At 38.1% G+C, this 19,278-nt stretch carries 13 protein-coding genes; 7 read left to right on the top strand and 6 right to left on the bottom strand.

Going from position 1 to position 19,278, the window contains the following annotated elements; all coding sequences use genetic code 11:
* The first annotated feature begins 110 nt into the window (after positions 1 to 110).
* The 3 genes from DBR40_RS09735 (at position 111) to DBR40_RS09725 (ending at position 3,663) form a co-directional block, all read left to right on the top strand.
* Positions 111 to 1,586: an amino acid permease gene (locus DBR40_RS09735; protein WP_124559558.1), complete on the top strand. Its 1,476-nt coding sequence runs from the start codon at positions 111 to 113 to the stop codon at positions 1,584 to 1,586.
* A gap of 81 nt (positions 1,587 to 1,667) precedes the next feature.
* Positions 1,668 to 3,017, top strand: coding sequence for a porin (locus DBR40_RS09730; protein WP_233603843.1), 1,350 nt, complete (start codon positions 1,668 to 1,670; stop codon positions 3,015 to 3,017).
* A gap of 79 nt (positions 3,018 to 3,096) precedes the next feature.
* Positions 3,097 to 3,663, top strand: coding sequence for a MarC family protein (locus DBR40_RS09725; RefSeq protein WP_124559579.1), 567 nt, complete (start codon positions 3,097 to 3,099; stop codon positions 3,661 to 3,663).
* 264 nt (positions 3,664 to 3,927) lie between these two features.
* On the opposite strand, the gene DBR40_RS09720 is transcribed toward DBR40_RS09725, so the two are convergent.
* The 5 genes from DBR40_RS09720 to DBR40_RS09700 form a co-directional block, all read right to left on the bottom strand.
* On the bottom strand, positions 3,928 to 5,088 hold the full coding sequence (locus DBR40_RS09720) for an RsmB/NOP family class I SAM-dependent RNA methyltransferase (protein WP_124559556.1): 1,161 nt from the start codon (positions 5,086 to 5,088) through the stop codon (positions 3,928 to 3,930).
* A gap of 27 nt (positions 5,089 to 5,115) precedes the next feature.
* Complete coding sequence (locus DBR40_RS09715; protein WP_124559555.1) at positions 5,116 to 6,330, bottom strand: ABC transporter substrate-binding protein; 1,215 nt, start codon at positions 6,328 to 6,330, stop codon at positions 5,116 to 5,118.
* 111 nt (positions 6,331 to 6,441) lie between these two features.
* Positions 6,442 to 7,971 carry a glutamine-hydrolyzing GMP synthase gene (gene guaA / locus DBR40_RS09710; RefSeq protein WP_124559554.1) on the bottom strand — a complete coding sequence of 510 codons (1,530 nt, stop codon included), beginning with the start codon at positions 7,969 to 7,971 and terminating at the stop codon, positions 6,442 to 6,444.
* 345 nt (positions 7,972 to 8,316) lie between these two features.
* Positions 8,317 to 8,775 carry a deoxycytidylate deaminase gene (locus DBR40_RS09705; RefSeq protein WP_086547433.1) on the bottom strand — a complete coding sequence of 153 codons (459 nt, stop codon included), beginning with the start codon at positions 8,773 to 8,775 and terminating at the stop codon, positions 8,317 to 8,319.
* Between the two features lie 65 nt (positions 8,776 to 8,840).
* Positions 8,841 to 10,277, bottom strand: a complete 1,437-nt coding sequence (locus tag DBR40_RS09700) for an MFS transporter (RefSeq protein ID WP_124559553.1) — start codon at positions 10,275 to 10,277, stop codon at positions 8,841 to 8,843.
* Between the two features lie 143 nt (positions 10,278 to 10,420).
* On the opposite strand from DBR40_RS09700, the gene DBR40_RS09695 reads away from it, so the two are divergent.
* Complete coding sequence (locus tag DBR40_RS09695) at positions 10,421 to 11,047, top strand: LysE family translocator (RefSeq protein WP_124559552.1); 627 nt, start codon at positions 10,421 to 10,423, stop codon at positions 11,045 to 11,047.
* Between the two features lie 398 nt (positions 11,048 to 11,445).
* Here DBR40_RS09695 and DBR40_RS09690 read toward each other — a convergent pair whose 3' ends face one another.
* Positions 11,446 to 13,347 (bottom strand): class II glutamine amidotransferase, encoded by a 1,902-nt coding sequence (locus tag DBR40_RS09690; RefSeq protein ID WP_124559551.1) that lies wholly within the window; start codon positions 13,345 to 13,347, stop codon positions 11,446 to 11,448.
* A gap of 222 nt (positions 13,348 to 13,569) precedes the next feature.
* On the opposite strand from DBR40_RS09690, the gene DBR40_RS09685 reads away from it, so the two are divergent.
* Genes DBR40_RS09685 through DBR40_RS09675 form a run of 3 tightly spaced genes read left to right on the top strand, consistent with a single transcriptional unit; the run spans position 13,570 to position 19,276 of the window.
* Positions 13,570 to 16,350 (top strand): TonB-dependent receptor domain-containing protein, encoded by a 2,781-nt coding sequence (locus DBR40_RS09685; RefSeq protein ID WP_124559550.1) that lies wholly within the window; start codon positions 13,570 to 13,572, stop codon positions 16,348 to 16,350.
* A gap of 3 nt (positions 16,351 to 16,353) precedes the next feature.
* A complete protein-coding gene (locus tag DBR40_RS09680) occupies positions 16,354 to 17,685 on the top strand; it encodes a DUF4876 domain-containing protein (protein ID WP_124559549.1) in 1,332 nt (443 codons plus the stop codon).
* Positions 17,686 to 17,719: 34 nt separating this feature from the next.
* Positions 17,720 to 19,276: a DUF6850 family outer membrane beta-barrel protein gene (locus tag DBR40_RS09675; RefSeq protein ID WP_124559548.1), complete on the top strand. Its 1,557-nt coding sequence runs from the start codon at positions 17,720 to 17,722 to the stop codon at positions 19,274 to 19,276.
* Positions 19,277 to 19,278 lie beyond the last annotated feature (2 nt).

Here is a 19,278-nt window from a genome sequence, read left to right as displayed (position 1 = left end):
AAAACCTAGATAGAAAAAGTGTAAAAGGGATTTTTAACTATCATCCCTTTTACTTTTCCGTAATTTTTATTTAGGTTTGGAGCTGAAATAATCTAAACAAAAACTAAAATATGGGTTTATTTACTAAGAAGCCGATGCATTTACTGCTAGAAGAAGCAGGAGATTCAGCCAAAGGCTTAAAGCGTACACTTAGCGCAGGTGCACTAGTGGCATTAGGTGTGGGCGCAATTATTGGTGCTGGTCTATTTGTTAGAACAGCAGCAGCAGCGGCACAAAATGCTGGGCCATCCGTTACCATCGGCTTTATCATTGCCGCAATTGGTTGCGCATTGGCCGGTTTATGCTACGCAGAATTATCATCATCCATTCCGATCTCAGGTAGTGCGTACACTTACACTTATGCCACCATGGGCGAGCTTATGGCTTGGGTAATTGGTTGGGATTTAGTATTAGAATATGCAGTTGGAGCTGCAACAGTAGGTATTGCCTGGAGCGAATACCTGAATAAATTACTGGTCGAAGTACTCCATACATCGCCCATACCTTACGAATGGTGCCACTCACCTTTCCAATCACATCCTGATGGTACCGTAAGCGGCATTATCAATCTTCCTGCTTTATTTATTGTTGGTTTATTGAGTTTACTGTTAATTAAAGGAACTTCAGAATCTGCTTTTGTAAACGGTCTTATCGTAATTACCAAAGTAAGTATTGTAATCTTAATTATTGTTTTAGGCTGGGGCTTTATTCATGAGGCGAACCACCATCCGTATATTCCTGAAGCAACTACTTATGTAGACCATGCTGGCATCAGCCATAGTTTTGGTGGTTTCTGGGGTGTTCTCGGCGCTGCTGGAACGGTATTTTTTGCCTTTATCGGCTTTGATGCGGTTAGTACTGCAGCGCAGGAAACTAAAAACCCTAAAACAGCAATGCCAATTGGTATCTTAGGCTCATTAGCTGTTTGTACCGTTTTATACATTTTATTTGCACACGTTTTAACCGGTATTGCTCCAGTTGAGTTCTTCAGAACTAAAGGTGGCGAAGCATCGGTAGTGGCTGCAATTAGCGAATATATGACAGGTTACGGCTGGTTAGCTAAATTGGTTACTGTAGCTATTTTGGCAGGTTTCTCTTCTGTAATCCTGGTAATGTTATTAGGCCAGAGCCGCGTGTTTTATTCGATGAGTAAAGATGGCTTATTGCCAAAAATGTTCAGCGATTTACACCCTAAATTCAAAACACCGTACAAAGCCAACTTAGTAATTTTGGTAATTGTAGGTTTATTTGCTGCTTTCATCCCTGGCGATGTGGTAGGTGATATGACTAGTATCGGTACTTTATTTGCCTTTATGTTGGTTTGTATCGCGGTAATTATCTTAAGAAAAACTGATCCAGATCTTCCACGTCAGTTCAGAACACCTTGGGTTCCTATCATTCCTATTTTAGGTGTTGTAACCTGTGGATTAATGATCCTAGGTTTAGGCTGGACAAACTGGTTAAGGTTATTTGGCTGGTTAGCTCTAGGTTTTATTATCTATTTTGGATACAGCAAAAAGAATTCTCATTTAAAAGATTCGAAATAAGCTGAATATTTAAAAAATTTAAAGCCCCGATTTAAAAGTCGGGGCTTTTTTTTGTGTTAAATAATTGTTAATAAATTACCTTTGCAAAAAAAACAAAACATGACCCGTTATTTTGCTTCCATTAAGCACGTTTCTATTTCTGCAATTATATTACTGCTCTTTATTTCTTCAGCTGGTTACGCACAAAGAACAATTAACGATGTAATGGACTCGACAACGGTTAATCACCTGTTAATTATCTCGAAGAAATACGGCTCCTTATCCTTCAGTGGTTATTTACAACCACAGTTCCAATTGGCGCAATCGAAGGGTACTCAGGCCGAATTTCAGGGTGGTAATTTTGGTGATTTCACTAACAACAGATTCAGGCTAAGAAGAGGGCGCCTAAGGGCCGATTATATGATGCTAACAGACGATGGAGCCCCTTCCACTTATTTTGTGCTTCAGTTTGATGGTACCGAGCAAGGTGTGGCTATCCGAGATTTCTGGGGGCGTTACTATGAAAACAAATGGAAGATATTAGCAGTAACCCTTGGTCTTTCAGGCCGGCCATTCGGAAATGAGCTCCAACTGTCATCATCAGTTAGAGAGGCACCTGAGCGGGGTAGAATGTCTCAAATTTTAATGAGAACAGAACGTGATCTTGGCGTAACCTTTACTTTAAACCCACGGTGGAAAGATGCCAAACTCAAAAATATTGTATTGGATTTTGGTATCTACAATGGCCAGGGCTTGGCTGGTAACGGAGAGTTCGATAACAGTAAAGATTTTATCCTTAGGTTAAGCCATAAAACCTATGCTTTTAAAAACTTCACCATAGCTGGCGGAATAAGTACGCTTCAGGGAGGTTTAGATCATCGCTTGCCCGTAAGCTACAAAATGGAGCAATCAAATGATACGTGGAAAATGGTTAAAGACTCATCGGCTTCGACTGTAAACAAGGTGGCACCGAGAAGATATTATGGAGCCGATATCCAACTGGCTACAAAAACCAAAAGCTGGAAATCGGAGCTTAGGGCAGAAGTAATATCGGGCTTACAAACGGGTACTTCAACCACTTCAACTACTCCGGGTTCTTATCCTGTTGATAATAAGGCCATAGCTTTGCCATTTTACACCCGTACCTTTAACGGCGCTTACTTTACCTTCGTGCAAACCTTAAATAGTACCGATAACCAGCTTATTTTGAAATATGACTGGTATGATCCAAATGCTAAAGTAAAAGGGCTTGATATTTCGGGTGATAAAGGACTTTCTCCTGCCGATGTTCGTTTTGATACCTTTGGTTTTGGCTTTTTACATCACTTTAACCCGCATTTTAAAGCTGTTCTTTATTACGATATCATTAAAAATGAGGCAACTCAGATTCAAGGTTATACAGCCGATAGAAAAGATAATGTACTTACACTGAGAACACAGTTCTATTTCTAATAAATAATGGTTCAATTGAGGAATTGATACAAATTCCGCTACCTTTGCTTAAAATTGCTCTGCTATGAAATCTGATTTTATGACGTTCAACTTAAGCCAGATACTATCAACAACGATGGTGCTGTTTGCCATAATCGATATTTTGGGAGCCATCCCTGTAGTAATCGAATTGCGCAGAAAGGCTGGTCATATCGAATCTGAAAAAGCTTCATTGGTGGCGGCAGGCTTAATGATCCTTTTTCTTTTCCTGGGCGAATCTTTATTAAAAGTAATTGGCCTGGATGTAGAATCTTTTGCCATTGCGGGCTCATTTGTAATCTTTTTTATTGCCATGGAAATGGTTTTGGGCTTAACCATCTTTAAAGAAGAAGCACCCGAAACGGTATCGATTGTTCCCCTCGCTTTCCCGCTAATTGCCGGCGCCGGAACCATGACTACCCTGCTTTCATTAAAAACAGAATACCATACGCAGAACATTCTGGTTGGGATTTTATTGAATATACTCTTTGTATACTTCGTTTTAAAGAATACCAACCGATTAGAAAAACTATTTGGTAAAACAGGCTTAAATATCCTAAGAAAGGCATTTGGGGTAATTCTACTCGCTATTGCGATTAAACTTTTTAGAAATAATACGGGGTTGTAGAAAACAGATCTACAATAAAGCTGAAAGCCATTAAAGTGAGGGATGCTTAAACAAGTTCAGCAATACGAAAAACGCTTTTCCTTAGACTATAATTACAATTATTACATTAATCCGTAACAAAAATTTCGTATATTGATCTAAACAGAAAGCTCATTACACTATGAACAGCTTTGAAGAATATACCTTAATTATTGGAGCTATAGCCGTTTTAATCGAAGCGGTAAAATACTTCAAAAAGAATTTCAGATCATGGTTTGAACATGGCTAGGTTTTGATTAGCCGCGCTACAAACATGGTATCAGCTTGATTTTCATACCCTTTTATCAGTTCCATTTTTTCCAGTTCAAGCGGTAACGTATCGGTAAGGTGCTTAACTATAGCTTCATTTTCTGCTGCAAAGGCCGAACAGGTGATATAAATCAATGGCTTACCAGGTTTAAGGTATTTCACTACATTTTGGGCAATCCCCTTCTGTATCGTCGCAAACTGATTGATTTTACGTTCACCGAAAAAAGTCAGCATTTCGGGTGTACGCCCCCAGGTGCCCGAGCCCGTACAAGGTGCATCTAAAATGACCCCGTCAAACTGATAGTGGTGTAAAACCTGATCGTTATTTTGTAAAAGATCCAGCTCTTTTTTATGGTACTTTTTGATCCCTGCCAGCCGGAAACGTTCATCTAGGTTCAGGAGCACACTTTCTCTTAAATCGGTTACCAGAAGCTCAATTACGGGCTCAAAGCTATGCAGAAGCAAGGTTTTTCCGCCTGATGCTGCACAGCAATCCCACCACTTATCCCATTTATTGGGTTTAAAATATTCGCCTGTATGTTGCGAAGAAAGATCCTGTACCTGATAGCTTCCTTCTTTTAAAATGGTTTCGAGCTTAGTACCATTAGGCATGGCTAAAGCTGTATCAGAAATGGCATTAATCGGGATATTTTCATCCTCTAATTTAGCAACAATACTGGCCGAATCGGCCGCAGCTACCCGGATAAATAAATCAGGCTGCTGAAAGAAAGAAGCAAAAAACAATTCTTTACTTACGCTTTCAGAAAGTGCAGTATGAAATGGATATACTTGTGTTAAATCAAATTCAGGGTATTTAGCTTTAACAAGTAAAAGTTTTTCTTCCAGTGCCAATGTAATACTAGCTGCCAAACCCGAAAGATTCTTCTCTACAATCAGGCTTAGTGTATCGTGGCACAAAAAATCGGCAACACTTAAACGTTCTTCGTTATTGAGTGCAGGCAAGGCTTTTCCTAAACGAAAAAAACTATAAACGTGCCGGGTAGCCCACCTCCTGTCAGACGAGCCCATTTGCTTATTTTGCTTAAAATAAGCCGGCAGAAACCGATGTAAAGGCAAACTTCCATCGTAACTATTTAAAATCTGTTCGAAGGCTCTGATCTGATGGTCTACTCTCATGTATGATAAAATGGAAGAAATTAAGGTTTACTCAACAATGTTTAAGGTAAAGTTTTTAAACCTCAATAACATTAAACTGGTGTTAATATAGCCTAATTTTTCATCATGGATAAACGAAAAATTATTATGCAAACCTTTATAACGGTCTTTTACAATATAATCTTTGTAATCTTCGCCGTAGGTAGCAAGCAAACGGCCAAAATAGTAGGCAATATCGAAACCTTTAAAGGCATACTCTCCTGGCTCAAAGCCATATTTATAGCGATATTTTTTAATAAATGAGGTTACTGCACTATTTTTATAATCAATTTTGTAAGATGAACTGACGATAGTATTCAAATCCTGCATTTTATCGGTCGGATAGTTTTGTTTTACCCAATTGGGATGACCGAACAGGGCTATACTATAACCACCTGCCGGAAGATGCTTTAATTTGTACAGTTTTTCGATAGTAGGCAGTACAAAGGCACGATCGGAAGAAGTTACCACCACTGCGTATTGTTTACCCTTAATCATTTTGGTTTCGAAAGCATAAGCCGAAGCATACTCCTGCACTGTAAATTTAGTATTAGCCTGAAAATAATTCCTGATGGGGGCACCAAATTGTTCATCTTCGGTTTTCCGTGGATTGATGAGCACTACAATGGTACTGGCAGGGTTAAAGTTTTTGGCAATGTAAGCGCTTATTTTTTTTGCATGGAGATCGATATTGTTTACAATAGAGATCAGGTTCGGGTTGTTAAAATCGGCTGGTTGCGAAGCAGCCAATGGAGAAACCACCAACGCATTGTTTTCTTTCGAATAAGCAGAAATATATTTCAATCCTTCCGGAAAAACAGGGCCAATAATTAAATTACTCTGCTTAAAGCGATCGTTCTTATACAACGAAGCAATATGTGCGTTATCATCTTCGGTATCAAAAACATTAAGTTTAAAGTTTAAACCCTGTGCTGCTGCTGAATCCAGGCCCAGTTTAAAGCCCTGATAAAAATCGATGGGCATGGCATATTTTTCAATCTCTGCTTTGGTAGCCGTTTTTAAATTCAGTTCGCTTAACTTAAACGGAACCAATAAGGAAACACTGGCACCCTGCGCAAACTTTTTAACAGGCTTTTTATCAATCGCTTTTTCATTCTCGACAGGTTTTGCCGGTTCAGGCTTAGGGGTTTTAATTTTAGGCGAACATGCCGCTAAAACTAACGCAGACCAAACCAGTAATCCATAAACCTTTTTGAAATTCATACCTATCGTTTTTAACAAAATATGCTAGCAAAGTTTATTCCACCTTGCTAGCATAATCATATTATTTACATAAAGACTCCTGACTAAAGACTCAGGAACCCAGACTAAATGCTATTCCCACTCAATAGTTGCCGGTGGCTTAGAGCTAATATCGTATACCACCCTGTTAATCCCCTTCACCTTGTTAATAATTTCGTTCGAAATTTTAGCCAACACAGGGTAAGGTAAGTGGCACCAATCCGCTGTCATACCATCAAGCGATTCTACAGCTCTCAAAGCAATTACGTTTTCGTAAGTACGCTCATCGCCCATCACACCAACTGATCTTACTGGCAAAAAGATTGCCCCTGCCTGCCAAACCTGATCGTAAAGACCTGCTTCTTTTAAGTTATCAATATAAATTTTATCAGCATCCTGTAAAATAGCCACTTTTTCGGCAGTTACCTCACCAATAATACGGATACCTAAACCTGGTCCCGGGAAAGGGTGACGACCTAAAATAAACGATTCTAAACCTAATGCAGTACCTACTCTTCTTACTTCATCTTTAAACAAAGTTTTAAGCGGCTCTACCACTTTAAGTTTCATAAAGTCTGGTAAACCACCCACATTGTGGTGAGACTTGATGGTTGCCGAAGGGCCCTTTACCGATACAGATTCGATAATATCAGGATAGATTGTACCTTGAGCTAACCATTTTACATCTTGGATCAAATGCGATTCTTCATCAAATACCTCGATAAATACGCGACCAATGATTTTACGTTTTTGCTCCGGATCTTCTACTCCAGCCAGCTGGCTTAAGAATTTATCCTTTGCATCAACACCTTTAATGTTTAAGCCAAAGTCTTTATATTGTTCTAAAACACTTTCATATTCGTTTTTACGCAATAAACCATTATCAACAAATATACAATGTAGGTTTGTACCAATAGCCTTATGCAATAATACAGCAGCAACACTACTATCAACACCTCCAGAAAGGGCTAAAACAACTTTGTCATTACCTACTGTAGCTTTAATATCGGCAATTGTAGTTTCAACAAACGCTGCTGAAGTCCAATCCTGGCTGCAACCACAAATATCAACAAGGAAGTTTTCTAGAAGGATCTTTCCATCAATACTGTGTGTTACCTCAGGGTGGAACTGAATGGCATAAGTATCAGAATCTTTAATGTGGTAAGCGGCAACCCTTACACTATCGGTACTGGCAATCAGCTCAAAATTATCCGGAATGCTGGTAATGGTATCGCCATGACTCATCCACACCTGCGAATCGATGTTAATGCCTTTAAATAATTTGTTTTCCTGATTAACAAAGTTAAGGTTTGCACGGCCATACTCGCGTGTTGAAGAAGGCTGTACATCGCCACCAGAATGTTGAGCAATGTATTGTGCACCATAACAAACAGCCAGTAAAGGATATTTTAAATGGTATTTCGATAAATCGATTTGAGGGGCATCTTCCTGACGAACAGAATATGGACTACCTGAAAAAATAATACCCTTTACATCAGGGCTAATCTCAGGAAGATTGTTGTATGGATATATTTCACAGTAAATATTTAGTTCGCGAACCCTACGGGCAATGAGTTGTGTAAACTGCGAACCAAAATCGACGATAATGATTTTTTCTTGCATCCGCAAAGGTACCAATTAGATATGAGATTTGAGACCTGAGATTTAAGATTTTTAATGCAGGCAGAGGGCTTGGGGCAGAGGGCATGGAGATGGGCATTATCGCGAGGCTTAGGACATCTGATTATCCAGAATATAGTCCTAAGTCAAGGGTCAAAATCTATAAAAATCTAACCGAGCAAATTATTCTATTAACTGAGCTTAACTTCCAAGGCCTCTTGTTTCTCCCCCCAGCAACTTCGAAAGGCAACGTACAATGCGCTATGACCAGATAAAACCTATTAACCTTATAAACAGATGATCAACTAACAGTTCTCAATTTGCGGTTACCAATGAACAAATGAATCTTTAAGATTCAATCAAAACCACCTCTACACCAAATTTCCTTAAAAAATCTACGCCCTCATCACTTGGTAAGCCTTTGTATGCTGCATACGATTTTGAATAGTACACCAGCTTGATACCTGACGATAAAATCAGGCGGGCGCAGGCAATACAAGGCGACAAAGTAGTGTACAGCGTGCAACCTTCAATCTTCGATCCGTTTTTTGAGGCATAAAGAATCGCATTTTCTTCGGCATGTAAGGCCAAAGAGCAGCTCCCCTTACTATCTCGGGCACAACCATGCTCAGGCCATTCCTCATCGCAATTGTGAGTGCCAGCCGGTGGACCGTTATAACCGATAGAAATAATGCGGGTATCTTTTGTTAAAACCGCACCAACATGCGCACGCACACAATGTGAGCGGGCAGCCAAATCGGTGGCCAGGTTCATAAAAATGGAATCGAAACTTGGTTTATCTGTCATTTGTTTAAATAAAAAAAGCCACAAAGAAATTCATCTTTGTGGCTGCTAAATTACTTTATTAAAAATTAATGTCCGCCAGAAATTTTCTGGTCGAAGTTAATTCCTTGTGATCTTAATATAGATGCCACTCTCCATGCATAAAATGCCAGATAAGCAAAACAGATAATCCCAACCACATAACTGTATTGAATACCTGTAAACTCAGATACATAACCTTGTAACCAGCTGATAATACCACCGCCCATAATCATCATAATTAAGAAGCTACTACCCTGACTGGTATGTTTACCTAAACCACTAACAGCTAAAGTAAAGATACATGGCCATAAAGTACTGCAGAACAAACCAACGCTGGTAATGGCGTAAACACTCGTCATACCGGTAGTAAACATACCAATTAACAGAGCAGTAATACCAATGGCAGAGAAAATCAACAACATCCTGGCCGGGTTACCTTTACTGGCCATATCTGCTACAATCAGTACCAGAATAATAGCTGCGTAAACATAAAAAGGAGCTAGATCATGTTTTGCGATGGCATTTACTAATAGAAAAATACCAAAGGCTAAATAAGGCGCAATAAAACGCAATATTTTCTGAGTGCTTACATTATCGGTAAAAGCTTCAACAGCTCCTGTCCAACGGCCAATCATCATACTGGCCCAGTACAACGAAATATATGGCGCAATATCTTTAATTTCGAAACCTAAATCTTTCTCCATGTAAGCAGGCAAGTTACTCGCTGTCGAAACCTCAACACCTACATAAACAAAGATGGCTATCATACCCAAAACCAATTGCGGATAATTTAATGCAGATCCCTTAATCGATTTAGTATCATCTGCCGAGGCTTCCACTAAAGCAGGTCTATCAGGCAAAGATGACATTTTTAAGAAAATCGCTACCGCAATAAAAGCTACTCCCAAAATTAAATAGGGAATTTTAACGCTCTCTACACTAATGTTGGTATTCGCATTTGCTGCAGAACCAAAAATGGCAAAACTTACAATAAGCGGACCGATGGTTGTACCAAAGTTATTAATACCACCTGCAAGTGTTAAACGTTGCGAACCTGTTTTAATGGGACCTAAGGCAATAGCCAATGGGTTGGCAACAGTTTGCTGTAAAGAGAAACCCAAAGCTACAATAAACAAGCCCGAAAGCATTAACGGGAAAGAGTGAAGATTTGCAGCCGGGTAAAAAAGTAAGGTACCCGCTGCCGAGATAACCAAACCAAGTGACAATGAATTTTTATAGCCTAGTTTGTTTACAATATCCTGTCCCATAATAACAGAAATTAGATTGTAAATTAACGCACCCACAGTATATGCAATGTAAAATGCCAATGAAACCAACTGACTTTCGGCTTGCGATAAATCAAAAGCCTTTTTAAATACCGGGATGAGAATGTCGTTACTGGCGGCTACAAAGCCCCAAAAAAAGAATACGGTGACCAGTGGGATAAACTGCGCCCACTTGGTTTGCGTTTGTTCTGAATTCATATTATAAATTTAGTTTTAGTGGGTCTAAACATAAATAAAAAAAACTAATAACCAGTATTTTTTATGCAACCTATGCAACAAAAATAAATGTTATATGTTTAGGTATAAAATTGCATATTCGCATATTCTAAAGATCACAATGCATGTTTGAAGCCATATTACTAGGTATAGGAGCAGGGATTATTTCGTCGTTTTTAACAGGGCCGGTATTTTTTGCAATGATCAAAACCAGCATAGAAAGAGGCTTCAAGGCTGGTTTCTCTTTAGCCGTTGGCGTAATTATCAGCGATATTATACTAATTGGATTAGTACTTTTCGGCAGTCAGTTTTTCGATTATAAAGCCGAATTCGATAAATATGTAGGCAGTATTGGCGGTGTATTTCTGCTTGCAGTAGGTATTTATTACCTGGTTTCTAAAATCACGGTGCATTACGATAGCACTACGCTACAAAAAGTAAGTAAACGTGGTTACGTTCTAAAAGGCTTTTTAATGTGCATCCTCACTCCTTCTACCCTCATGTTCTGGATTATTGTGAGTGGTATTATTTCTGTTAAGCTTAACAACATGCTAAACGAAAAACTGGTTTGCTTCTTTATTGCAATGGCCACCCAGTTAAGTATCGATGGAGCAAAGAGCTTTTACTCGAGTAAGCTCCGTTATAAAATAAAAGAAGATGCACTTAAAAAGCTGAATAAAATTGCAGGTGTGGTGATCATCTTTTTCGCCTTCTGGCTCATTATTAAAACCTACCTGAAATTTTACGCATAGGTTTTTAACACCACTTAGGGCACAGCGTATTTTTAGCCACGGAAACGAAGATTACACGGAAATATTTTATTAAAACATAGTATTAGTAGTTCGTGAGGACAAACCACGGAGTAGGCTTGAACTACAAATAAAATCTGCGTTTAAATCTGCTTAATCTGCGGGAACAAAAAATAAGAATTGCCATTTTAAACATGATGTTAGTAGTTCGTGAGGACACGAACCACGGAATCGGAGCCGGTATTGGTTCGAGATATGGAAACACAAAATAGATCCTGAAATAAATTTAGAATGACGCAATGAATGATAGCAGATTATAAAAAACTTCTCTGTGCCTTCGTGAACAAAAAAATAGCCCATATAAAAATATGAGCTATCTATTATTCAAAATATTTTAGGGATTAATACGCCCTTTGGTTATTTCCTTCTTTCCAGTTAACAAAAGCTTTGTTTACCACTTTGTTACCACCTGGTGTAGGGTAATTTCCAGAGAAATACCAATCACCTTTGTTTTTCGGACAAGCTTCGTGCAGGTTCTCTAAACTTTGGTAAATTACTTCAACCTCTGCAACAGTACCTTTTGGGGTAATAATCTGTGCAATTTTAGCCGAAATTTCTTCTGGCGTAAACGGTTTATAGATATCCTTAACGTGGTTTACAATCTCCTCTTTAGGCAACAATAACGAAGCTTTACATTTGGTGTAAACATCTTCAATTACCTGCCACATGCCACGCTCGGTAAGCAGTTGTATAGCTGCATCAAAAGCTACAAACTGCCCCATGCGGCTCATATCAATACCATAACAATCAGGGTAACGGATTTGAGGTGCAGAAGAAACAATGATAATTTTCTTAGGGTGTAAACGGTCTACAATTTTAATGATACTTTGCTTAAGCGTAGTACCACGAACAATCGAATCGTCTAATGCTACCAAAGTATCCTTGTGGTTGTTAATAATACCATAAGTAGTATCATAAACATGGGCCACCATTTCACTGCGGTCAGCATCCTGCGTAATAAATGTACGCAGTTTAACATCTTTAACGGCCAGTTTTTCTACTCTTGGGGCCATCGACAATAAATCGTCTAACTGCTCGTCGGTTAACTGCTCTTTTTTATGTAAAAGTGTTTCTTTCTGGTGGTTACGTACATAACGCTGTACGCCATCAACCATACCAAAAAAGGCTACTTCAGCTGTATTCGGGATGAATGAGAAAACCGTGTTTTTCAAGTCGTAATTTACGGCTTTCAAAATTTTATCGCTTAATAAACGACCTAGTTGTTTACGCTCGCGGTAAATTTCAACATCACTTCCTTTCGAGAAATAGATCCGCTCAAACGAACACGATAACCTTTCGGTAGGCTCACGGAACTGCTCCATGCTTACCTCACCGTTTTTCTTGATAATTAAAGCATGACCCGGATCGATCTCTTTAACATCTTTGAACTGTATGTTAAATGCAGTTTGTAAAGCCGGACGCTCTGAAGCTGCAACCACAATTTCATCATCATAATAGTAATAGGCCGGACGGATACCTGCCGGATCGCGCATGATGAACGAATCGCCATTACCAACCATACCGCAAATCGAGTAACCACCATCCCAGGTTTTAGCCGAGCGGCGAAGAATATTGGCAATATCTAAATGATCGGCAATTTTTTGCGTAATCGCAACATTGTCATGCCCTTCTTTTTTGTATTGATCGAAAAGCTCCTGGTTTTCATCATCCAAAAAGTGACCGATTTTTTCCAGTACTGTTACCGTATCTGCTTTTTCTTTTGGATGCTGGCCTAACTCGTATAATTGTTCCAATAACTCATCAACATTGGTCATGTTAAAGTTACCGGCAATTACCAGGTTACGGGTCATCCAGTTGTTTTGCCTTAAAAAAGGGTGGCAATTTTCGATACTGTTTTTACCATGTGTACCATAACGCAAATGACCCAATAACACCTCGCCAATAAAGCTTACGTTGTTTTTGAGCCATTCTGTATCCTGCATTAATTCAGGCGTATTTTCCTGGATATCGACAAATTTGTTCTGAACATATTCGAAAATATCCGCTACCGCATTAGAAGCCATGCTCCGGTATCGGCTAATGTACCTGCTGCCCGGTTTCATATCCAGCTTAATGGTGGCAATACCTGCGCCATCCTGGCCCCGGTTATGCTGTTTTTCCATTAAAAGATATAATTTGTTAAGGCCGTAAAGTGCTGTACCGTACTTTTGCTGGTAGTAAGAAAGTGGTTTTAACAGGCGAATAAAAGCGATTCCGCATTCGTGTTTTATCTGATCACTCATTGTGTGGGTTTGAAGCCGCAAAGTTATCCTTTTAAACCATTAGAACCTAAACAAAAATGCTTTCTTTTATTATGATGAGGTTTATCTGACAGATGAAGTAAAACTATCTCAAATCAAGCTAAAGCCAGATGAATCCGTCTTATTAATTAGAATCTTTCTAAATAATTTGCATAGTAAGTGTAAAATTCACACTTTTGCATCATTATTAAGATTTAGTCTAAATTGAAGAAACTTTACACATCACTATTATTCTTCTTTGTTTGTTTCACTGCGCTGGCGCAAATCAAGAACGTGGTTACCGGAAAAATGGTCGACCCGCAAAATAAGCCCTTAGAGCTTGTTAATATCAAAATTGTAGAAACCAACCAATACGCCATTACTGATAAGAATGGTATGTTCAGGGTTAACGGATCGGAAACGAATAACATTTTAACCCTCGAATTTTCGTACATCGGTTACCAGAAGTTAAGCCAAACAGTAACCGTTAAGGCCGGAGAAACCAATATGGGCAGTATTACCCTTAAGGTTTTAGATTTAAGTCTGGAGAATATCGAGATCAACGCCAAACGAAATTACTCGGGTTCTACCAACTCATCACTGATTATTACCAGAGATTTGATTGAACAAACTCCGGCATTGAGTGTAAACGATTTGTTGAATCAGATTCCGAATAGAAAAATCCAGCCACCCTCTTTACAAAACGTACAAAACATCAATTTAAGGGCATCTTACGCCCCTACAACTGATGGAAAAGGAGATTACGAACTTAATAATGCTTTTGGTATTGCCATTATTATGGATGGAAATACAATCAGTAATAATGCGAACATGCAGAGTTTCAACCCAGGAAGAAGTGGAGGAGTGGGCCAATCATTCGTAAAAAGTGGAGCCTACGGCATAAGAGGAACCGGCGACGATAAAACAGGATATACTGGCGATTACACTTTTGGTGGAACAGATTTACGCCAAATACCTGCTGATAATATTGAAAGTATTGAAGTTATTGCAGGTATTGCTCCTGCCAAATATGGCGATTTAACTGATGGTGCTATCATTATTGAGCGCCAGGCAGGTAAGTCTCCCGCTTACGTACGTATGCAATTAAGAGATAATGCTACATCTTATGGTTTTTCAAAAGGCTTTGAAATCAGTCCTAAATATGGAGCTGTAAATGTTGGTATAAACTATGTTAACTCTTTCGAAGATAACCGCGATAAATTAAAAGCCTACCGCAGAATCAACACTAATGCCATGTGGACTAATTTATTTGGAAAAACTAAACAACTAAAGAACACGCTCAGTGTAGATTATGGAAGAAACCTTGATGGGATTAAATTTGATCCTGATGATGAAAAAAGTACAGCTTCTAAATTCGATAGCTGGAATTTTAGTGTTGCAAACAGAAGCAATTATAGAGTTAACTCTGGATTCTTAAAAAATATTGGATTAAACTTAAGGTATTCTGAAGGTCATCAGATAAGCTATAAAGAAGAATTAGTGAATGATCCTTATGTCTTATATACCACTGCTACAACAACGGGCATTCATGAAGGAACATACGATACTGGGGTTTATACAGCAAAATCTTTAATTGATGGCCGACCAATAACAGCATCGGCAAATCTTGATTTCACAGGTGGTTTTGCTACTGGGAATCTTGTACACAATCTTTCTTTCGGAACAAGTTTTAGTTACAGTGCAAACAAAGGCCTCGGGCAAACTATAGACCCAAATGAGCCAAGAAGTGGGTCGAAGGTTGCAAGCACTTCATTAGGAACAAAGAGCTCTGAACGCTTTTACGACTTCAGCTTAGCTGTTGCCCAAAAAGATATTGGCTTTTATATTGAAGATCTTTTCACCGCAACCATACTAGGTAAACCATTAAATGTAAGAGCAGGTATTCGGTCTGATTTACAAAACGGATATGGATCTTTTTCGCCAAGAACCAATATTAATTATGAGTTAAGTAAAACTTTTAGAATAGGTCTTGCCTATGGTTTATCATACAAATCACCAGCTTTGGCACAGCGTTACCCAGGCCCCACTTTCTTCGAGATCCCATTATTAAATGCTTACAATGGTAAAGTTAATGAGAGTACATATTTGGTGTACGTAGAAAGATATGATCCTACCAATGTCAACTTAAAACCATCAAAAAGTGAAAGCATTGAGTTATCAGCCCAAATCAAAATACAAAAATTCAATCTATCCATATCAGCTTATAGTAAGAAATCCAGAAATGGAATTTCAACAGTTCAAACTTTACAAGCTATAGAATTGCCAACATATACAGCTACTATTAATCCAGGTTCAAAACCAACGGTTGTACAAAATGGCTCTAAGTTATATGCCATCAACTACTCTACTTTTAAAAATGACCTTTCATCAGACAATCAAGGTTTTGAAGTGATTCTAAATACACCTGAAATTAAAGAAATCAAAACAGCGTTTAATTTAAGTGGTGGCCTTTTCAGGACATTTTATGGTTCGAATTCATATACCTTAAGTAATCAAATGCCTAATGTTATTCCCACAGATCCAAATTATGCATATATAGGTGTTTATGAGCCTTTAAACAAAAAATCATATTTTAGTAATGCAAGAGTTACAAGTGTAACCCACATCCCTAAGTTAAGCTTGGTTGTATCATTCGTTGCAGAATTCGATCTTCTAGACAAAAAAATAAATACAGCAAGCTCAAGAATTCCTGTTGGTTACTATAATAGGTTTAACCAATATACTGCCATTACCAGTTTCGATAAAACAAATACTTCTTATGGCCATCTTTACATTTCACCAGAAGAACAATCAGAAAACGATCTTCCACGTGTAATTTCCAATTACCACTTAAGTATTGCCAAAGAGATAAAAAAGCGTTTCAAATTTGCATTTAATGTTTACAACGTTTTTAATCACCGTCCATACTACATTACATCAACTGGCGCTTATAAATATCCAAATAGCAGCCCAACGTTTGGAGCAGAATTATCTATTAAACTTTAAAAGATGAGAAAATTATTATTCATATTGTTTTTGGCTACAGCAGCTTTAACTGCTTGTAAAAAATATCAGGGAAATGTTACAGGAATCCACCCGGTAAAATACCAGGTGATTGCTTCATATGCCTCAGAAGATTTAGGAAAGTTATTGCCAAAAGCTAAAATTGAGGTTACATTTAAGAGTGCTAAAAATGGCTTGATTCAAAAATACATCACTAAAAGTGATGGCATCGTTTCGCTTGATTCCATTTCCCCCGGTGTTTATGACATATCAGCTTCTATTAAAATCCCATCAACAGATTACACCGCTTTAACTGGAGAAAAAGTAGATAAGGAAGTGGTTTTTAATGCCTCAGAGAAATCGAAAACCATTACAGTAGAAGATAATCAACAAATTGAGCTAAAACTGATTTCAGGCTCTACCGGACCATGGGTAATTAAGCAGATTTATTATGCGGGTTCTAATACTACAACTGGCGCGTCATTCCGCGATCAGTTTATAGAAATATATAACAATACAGATTCAGTTTTATATGCAGATAGTTTATATATAGCTGAAGCCTTAGGCGTCCAAAATTTCACTTCAACTAATATATATAGACAAAACAATAGTCAGTATGACTGGAGTAAATCGCAAGGCATGCCAACAGGTATAGATGCGAATAATGGCTACATATATACCAGAGCATTATTAATGATTCCAGGCACAGGAAAACAATACCCTGTTAAACCGGGTGAAAGTATCGTGCTGGCTCAAACCGCAATAAATCACAAGGCTCCGTTTACTGGTTCTGACGGAAAAACAGTTACCGTAAGAGACCCTTCTTTAACTATAGATTTAAGCGGAGCAGATTTCGAAGCCTATTATGCTCCCTTTTTGGCTAAACCATTAGCATCGGACATTGATAACCCAAGTGTTCCAAACGTTGATGTATTATCATATAGTGGAACAGATCTCATTTTCGACAATCCAGGCCGGATGGGTTACGTAATTTTTAAAAATACAGGTATTATAGACATTAAAAAATTACCTCAGTACCCTTATCCCACAATTGCACCGCCAACATCAAGTACTGATAAATATTACCAAATTCCAATTGATTTGATAATTGATGGAGTGGAAGTACAGCCGAGTAGTGCTGCCTCACGTGTTCCAAAAAAATTAGGCGCTACATTGGATGCGCTATACACCTATGCGCCCAATGGCGCATACTCTTCGCAATCAGTAATTAGAAAAACAGAAAGTATTGTGAATGGAAGAAGGATTTTGAAAGATACCAACAACTCTGCTGAGGATTTTGACTTCTTACCACTCGCAGCTCCGAGGGCTTTTAAATAACGTTGACACCATAGAAATACCGAATAAAACAAAAATGAAGAATACGATTCTATATATGCTTTTAGTTTTTAGTTCTGTACTTACGGCGTATGGCCAGAAGGATGACACACAAACTAGTAGCGTAAAAAACAAATTATTCTCTGCTGATTCAACGCTCTTCGCAGCATATGATTTTGCAAAATCAAGTCCTTTCTACATCAAGAAATTAATGCCGGCAACTTATAACAACTTAAGCATCGGTCACAATTTCGAAAAAGGACATTTAATGAGAGCACAAAATGCAACAAAAATTAATAACACCTTTTTAAGCACAGAAGGAATTTCACAGTTAAAATCAATTAGTATATGGGGGCAATTTTCATATAGCAGAACAGTTGAAGATAGTGTGGCATTTGCTCATCAAACACTAAATAATCTGGCAAATCCATACTATTATGGTTCAGTTAAAAATGTCAGTTATCAAAGAACGATTTACAACCTAAAAACTTTAGCAAGTAAGAATATTCTAAGCGACAACTTACCTATTGGATTAGGTGCCAATTATAGAATTGGCGATCACTATTCTACTAACGATCCAAGAGGTGAAATAAATGATTATCAATTGAATTTAGTTAGTACACTTGGATATAATATCACCAAAAAATTAACAATTGGTACGGCTTATCGAATTGGATATGGTACCGAAAAAACTAATGTTGCTTATAAAAACAACAGTCTCAATCAAGGAAGGGTAAGTCCTGAATTCACTAATTATCTCATAAACGGATATGGAGAACCGGAAGAATCCAATACCAATAGAACGATTCAAAGCAATCAGACCAGAAGTGGTATAGATGCATACTTAACCTATGATTCAGAGAATATCGGTGATTTTAACTTTAGCTACCAAACCTCGAAAGAAAAGCAAAAATTTGATTACAGATCCAATAGCGGAATAACTAAATTCATAGATTTCAACTTAGTTAGTGAGAACTACCATCTTTTTTGGTTAAAACATTTGGCTTTAAATTCTCTAAGCGCGGATTTTAATTATCAAACTAATAAGGGGGATAACTACCTTAATAACTACCTGGCTAACAGCTACCTTTTTAGCAACAACATTATCTCTATAAAAGGTCGCTATACGCTAAAGAAAAATCAGTACACCCACAATTTCGGTTTAGGCCTAAGTAAATATGAAGAACGTAAACAAGATGGTGTTGCTGGTAACGATATCAGGTTTAACCAACTCAACTATTCATTAAGCTACGGCATAAACCACCAGAATAAAAACAACCACAACTGGGGAATTAGTGTAACCGGATTGTATAATCAATATCTTGACTCTGACTTTAATGTACTTTTGGCGAATGAAGGTGTATTCACCAGAAATGTAATTTATTACGATTACGCCTACAATACAAGCTCAAAGTTTGGGGCTAACCTTACAGGAGATTATAGCATACCCATGTTTAAGCAAATCCAGGCTGGAATTAAGGTTGGACTTAACTATTGGAGAAGAGATGACCTAAAGGATTTTGGGAGAGTATTAACAAGTGCGCCCGGCAAAGACCGTTTTTCTTCCAATATCAGCTTAAATCTTTATTTTTGATC

The sequence above is a fragment of the Pedobacter sp. KBW01 genome (assembly GCF_003852395.1).
Lineage (GTDB): Bacteria > Bacteroidota > Bacteroidia > Sphingobacteriales > Sphingobacteriaceae > Pedobacter.
This window is presented reverse-complemented; position numbering and strand designations above follow the sequence as displayed.

Bases quoted from the DNA above. Each gene is read 5' to 3' on its own strand.
- DBR40_RS09735 (WP_124559558.1), top strand. From the start codon at position 111: ATGGGTTTATTTACTAAGAAGCCGATGCATTTACTGCTAGAAGAAGCA.
- DBR40_RS09725 (WP_124559579.1), top strand. From the start codon at position 3,097: ATGACGTTCAACTTAAGCCAGATACTATCAACAACGATGGTGCTGTTT.
- DBR40_RS09720 (WP_124559556.1), bottom strand. From the start codon at position 5,088: ATGAGAGTAGACCATCAGATCAGAGCCTTCGAACAGATTTTAAATAGT.
- DBR40_RS09715 (WP_124559555.1), bottom strand. From the start codon at position 6,330: ATGAATTTCAAAAAGGTTTATGGATTACTGGTTTGGTCTGCGTTAGTT.
- guaA (WP_124559554.1), bottom strand. From the start codon at position 7,971: ATGCAAGAAAAAATCATTATCGTCGATTTTGGTTCGCAGTTTACACAA.
- DBR40_RS09705 (WP_086547433.1), bottom strand. From the start codon at position 8,775: ATGACAGATAAACCAAGTTTCGATTCCATTTTTATGAACCTGGCCACC.
- DBR40_RS09700 (WP_124559553.1), bottom strand. From the start codon at position 10,277: ATGAATTCAGAACAAACGCAAACCAAGTGGGCGCAGTTTATCCCACTG.
- DBR40_RS09695 (WP_124559552.1), top strand. From the start codon at position 10,421: ATGTTTGAAGCCATATTACTAGGTATAGGAGCAGGGATTATTTCGTCG.
- DBR40_RS09690 (WP_124559551.1), bottom strand. From the start codon at position 13,347: ATGAGTGATCAGATAAAACACGAATGCGGAATCGCTTTTATTCGCCTG.
- DBR40_RS09680 (WP_124559549.1), top strand. From the start codon at position 16,354: ATGAGAAAATTATTATTCATATTGTTTTTGGCTACAGCAGCTTTAACT.
- DBR40_RS09675 (WP_124559548.1), top strand. From the start codon at position 17,720: ATGAAGAATACGATTCTATATATGCTTTTAGTTTTTAGTTCTGTACTT.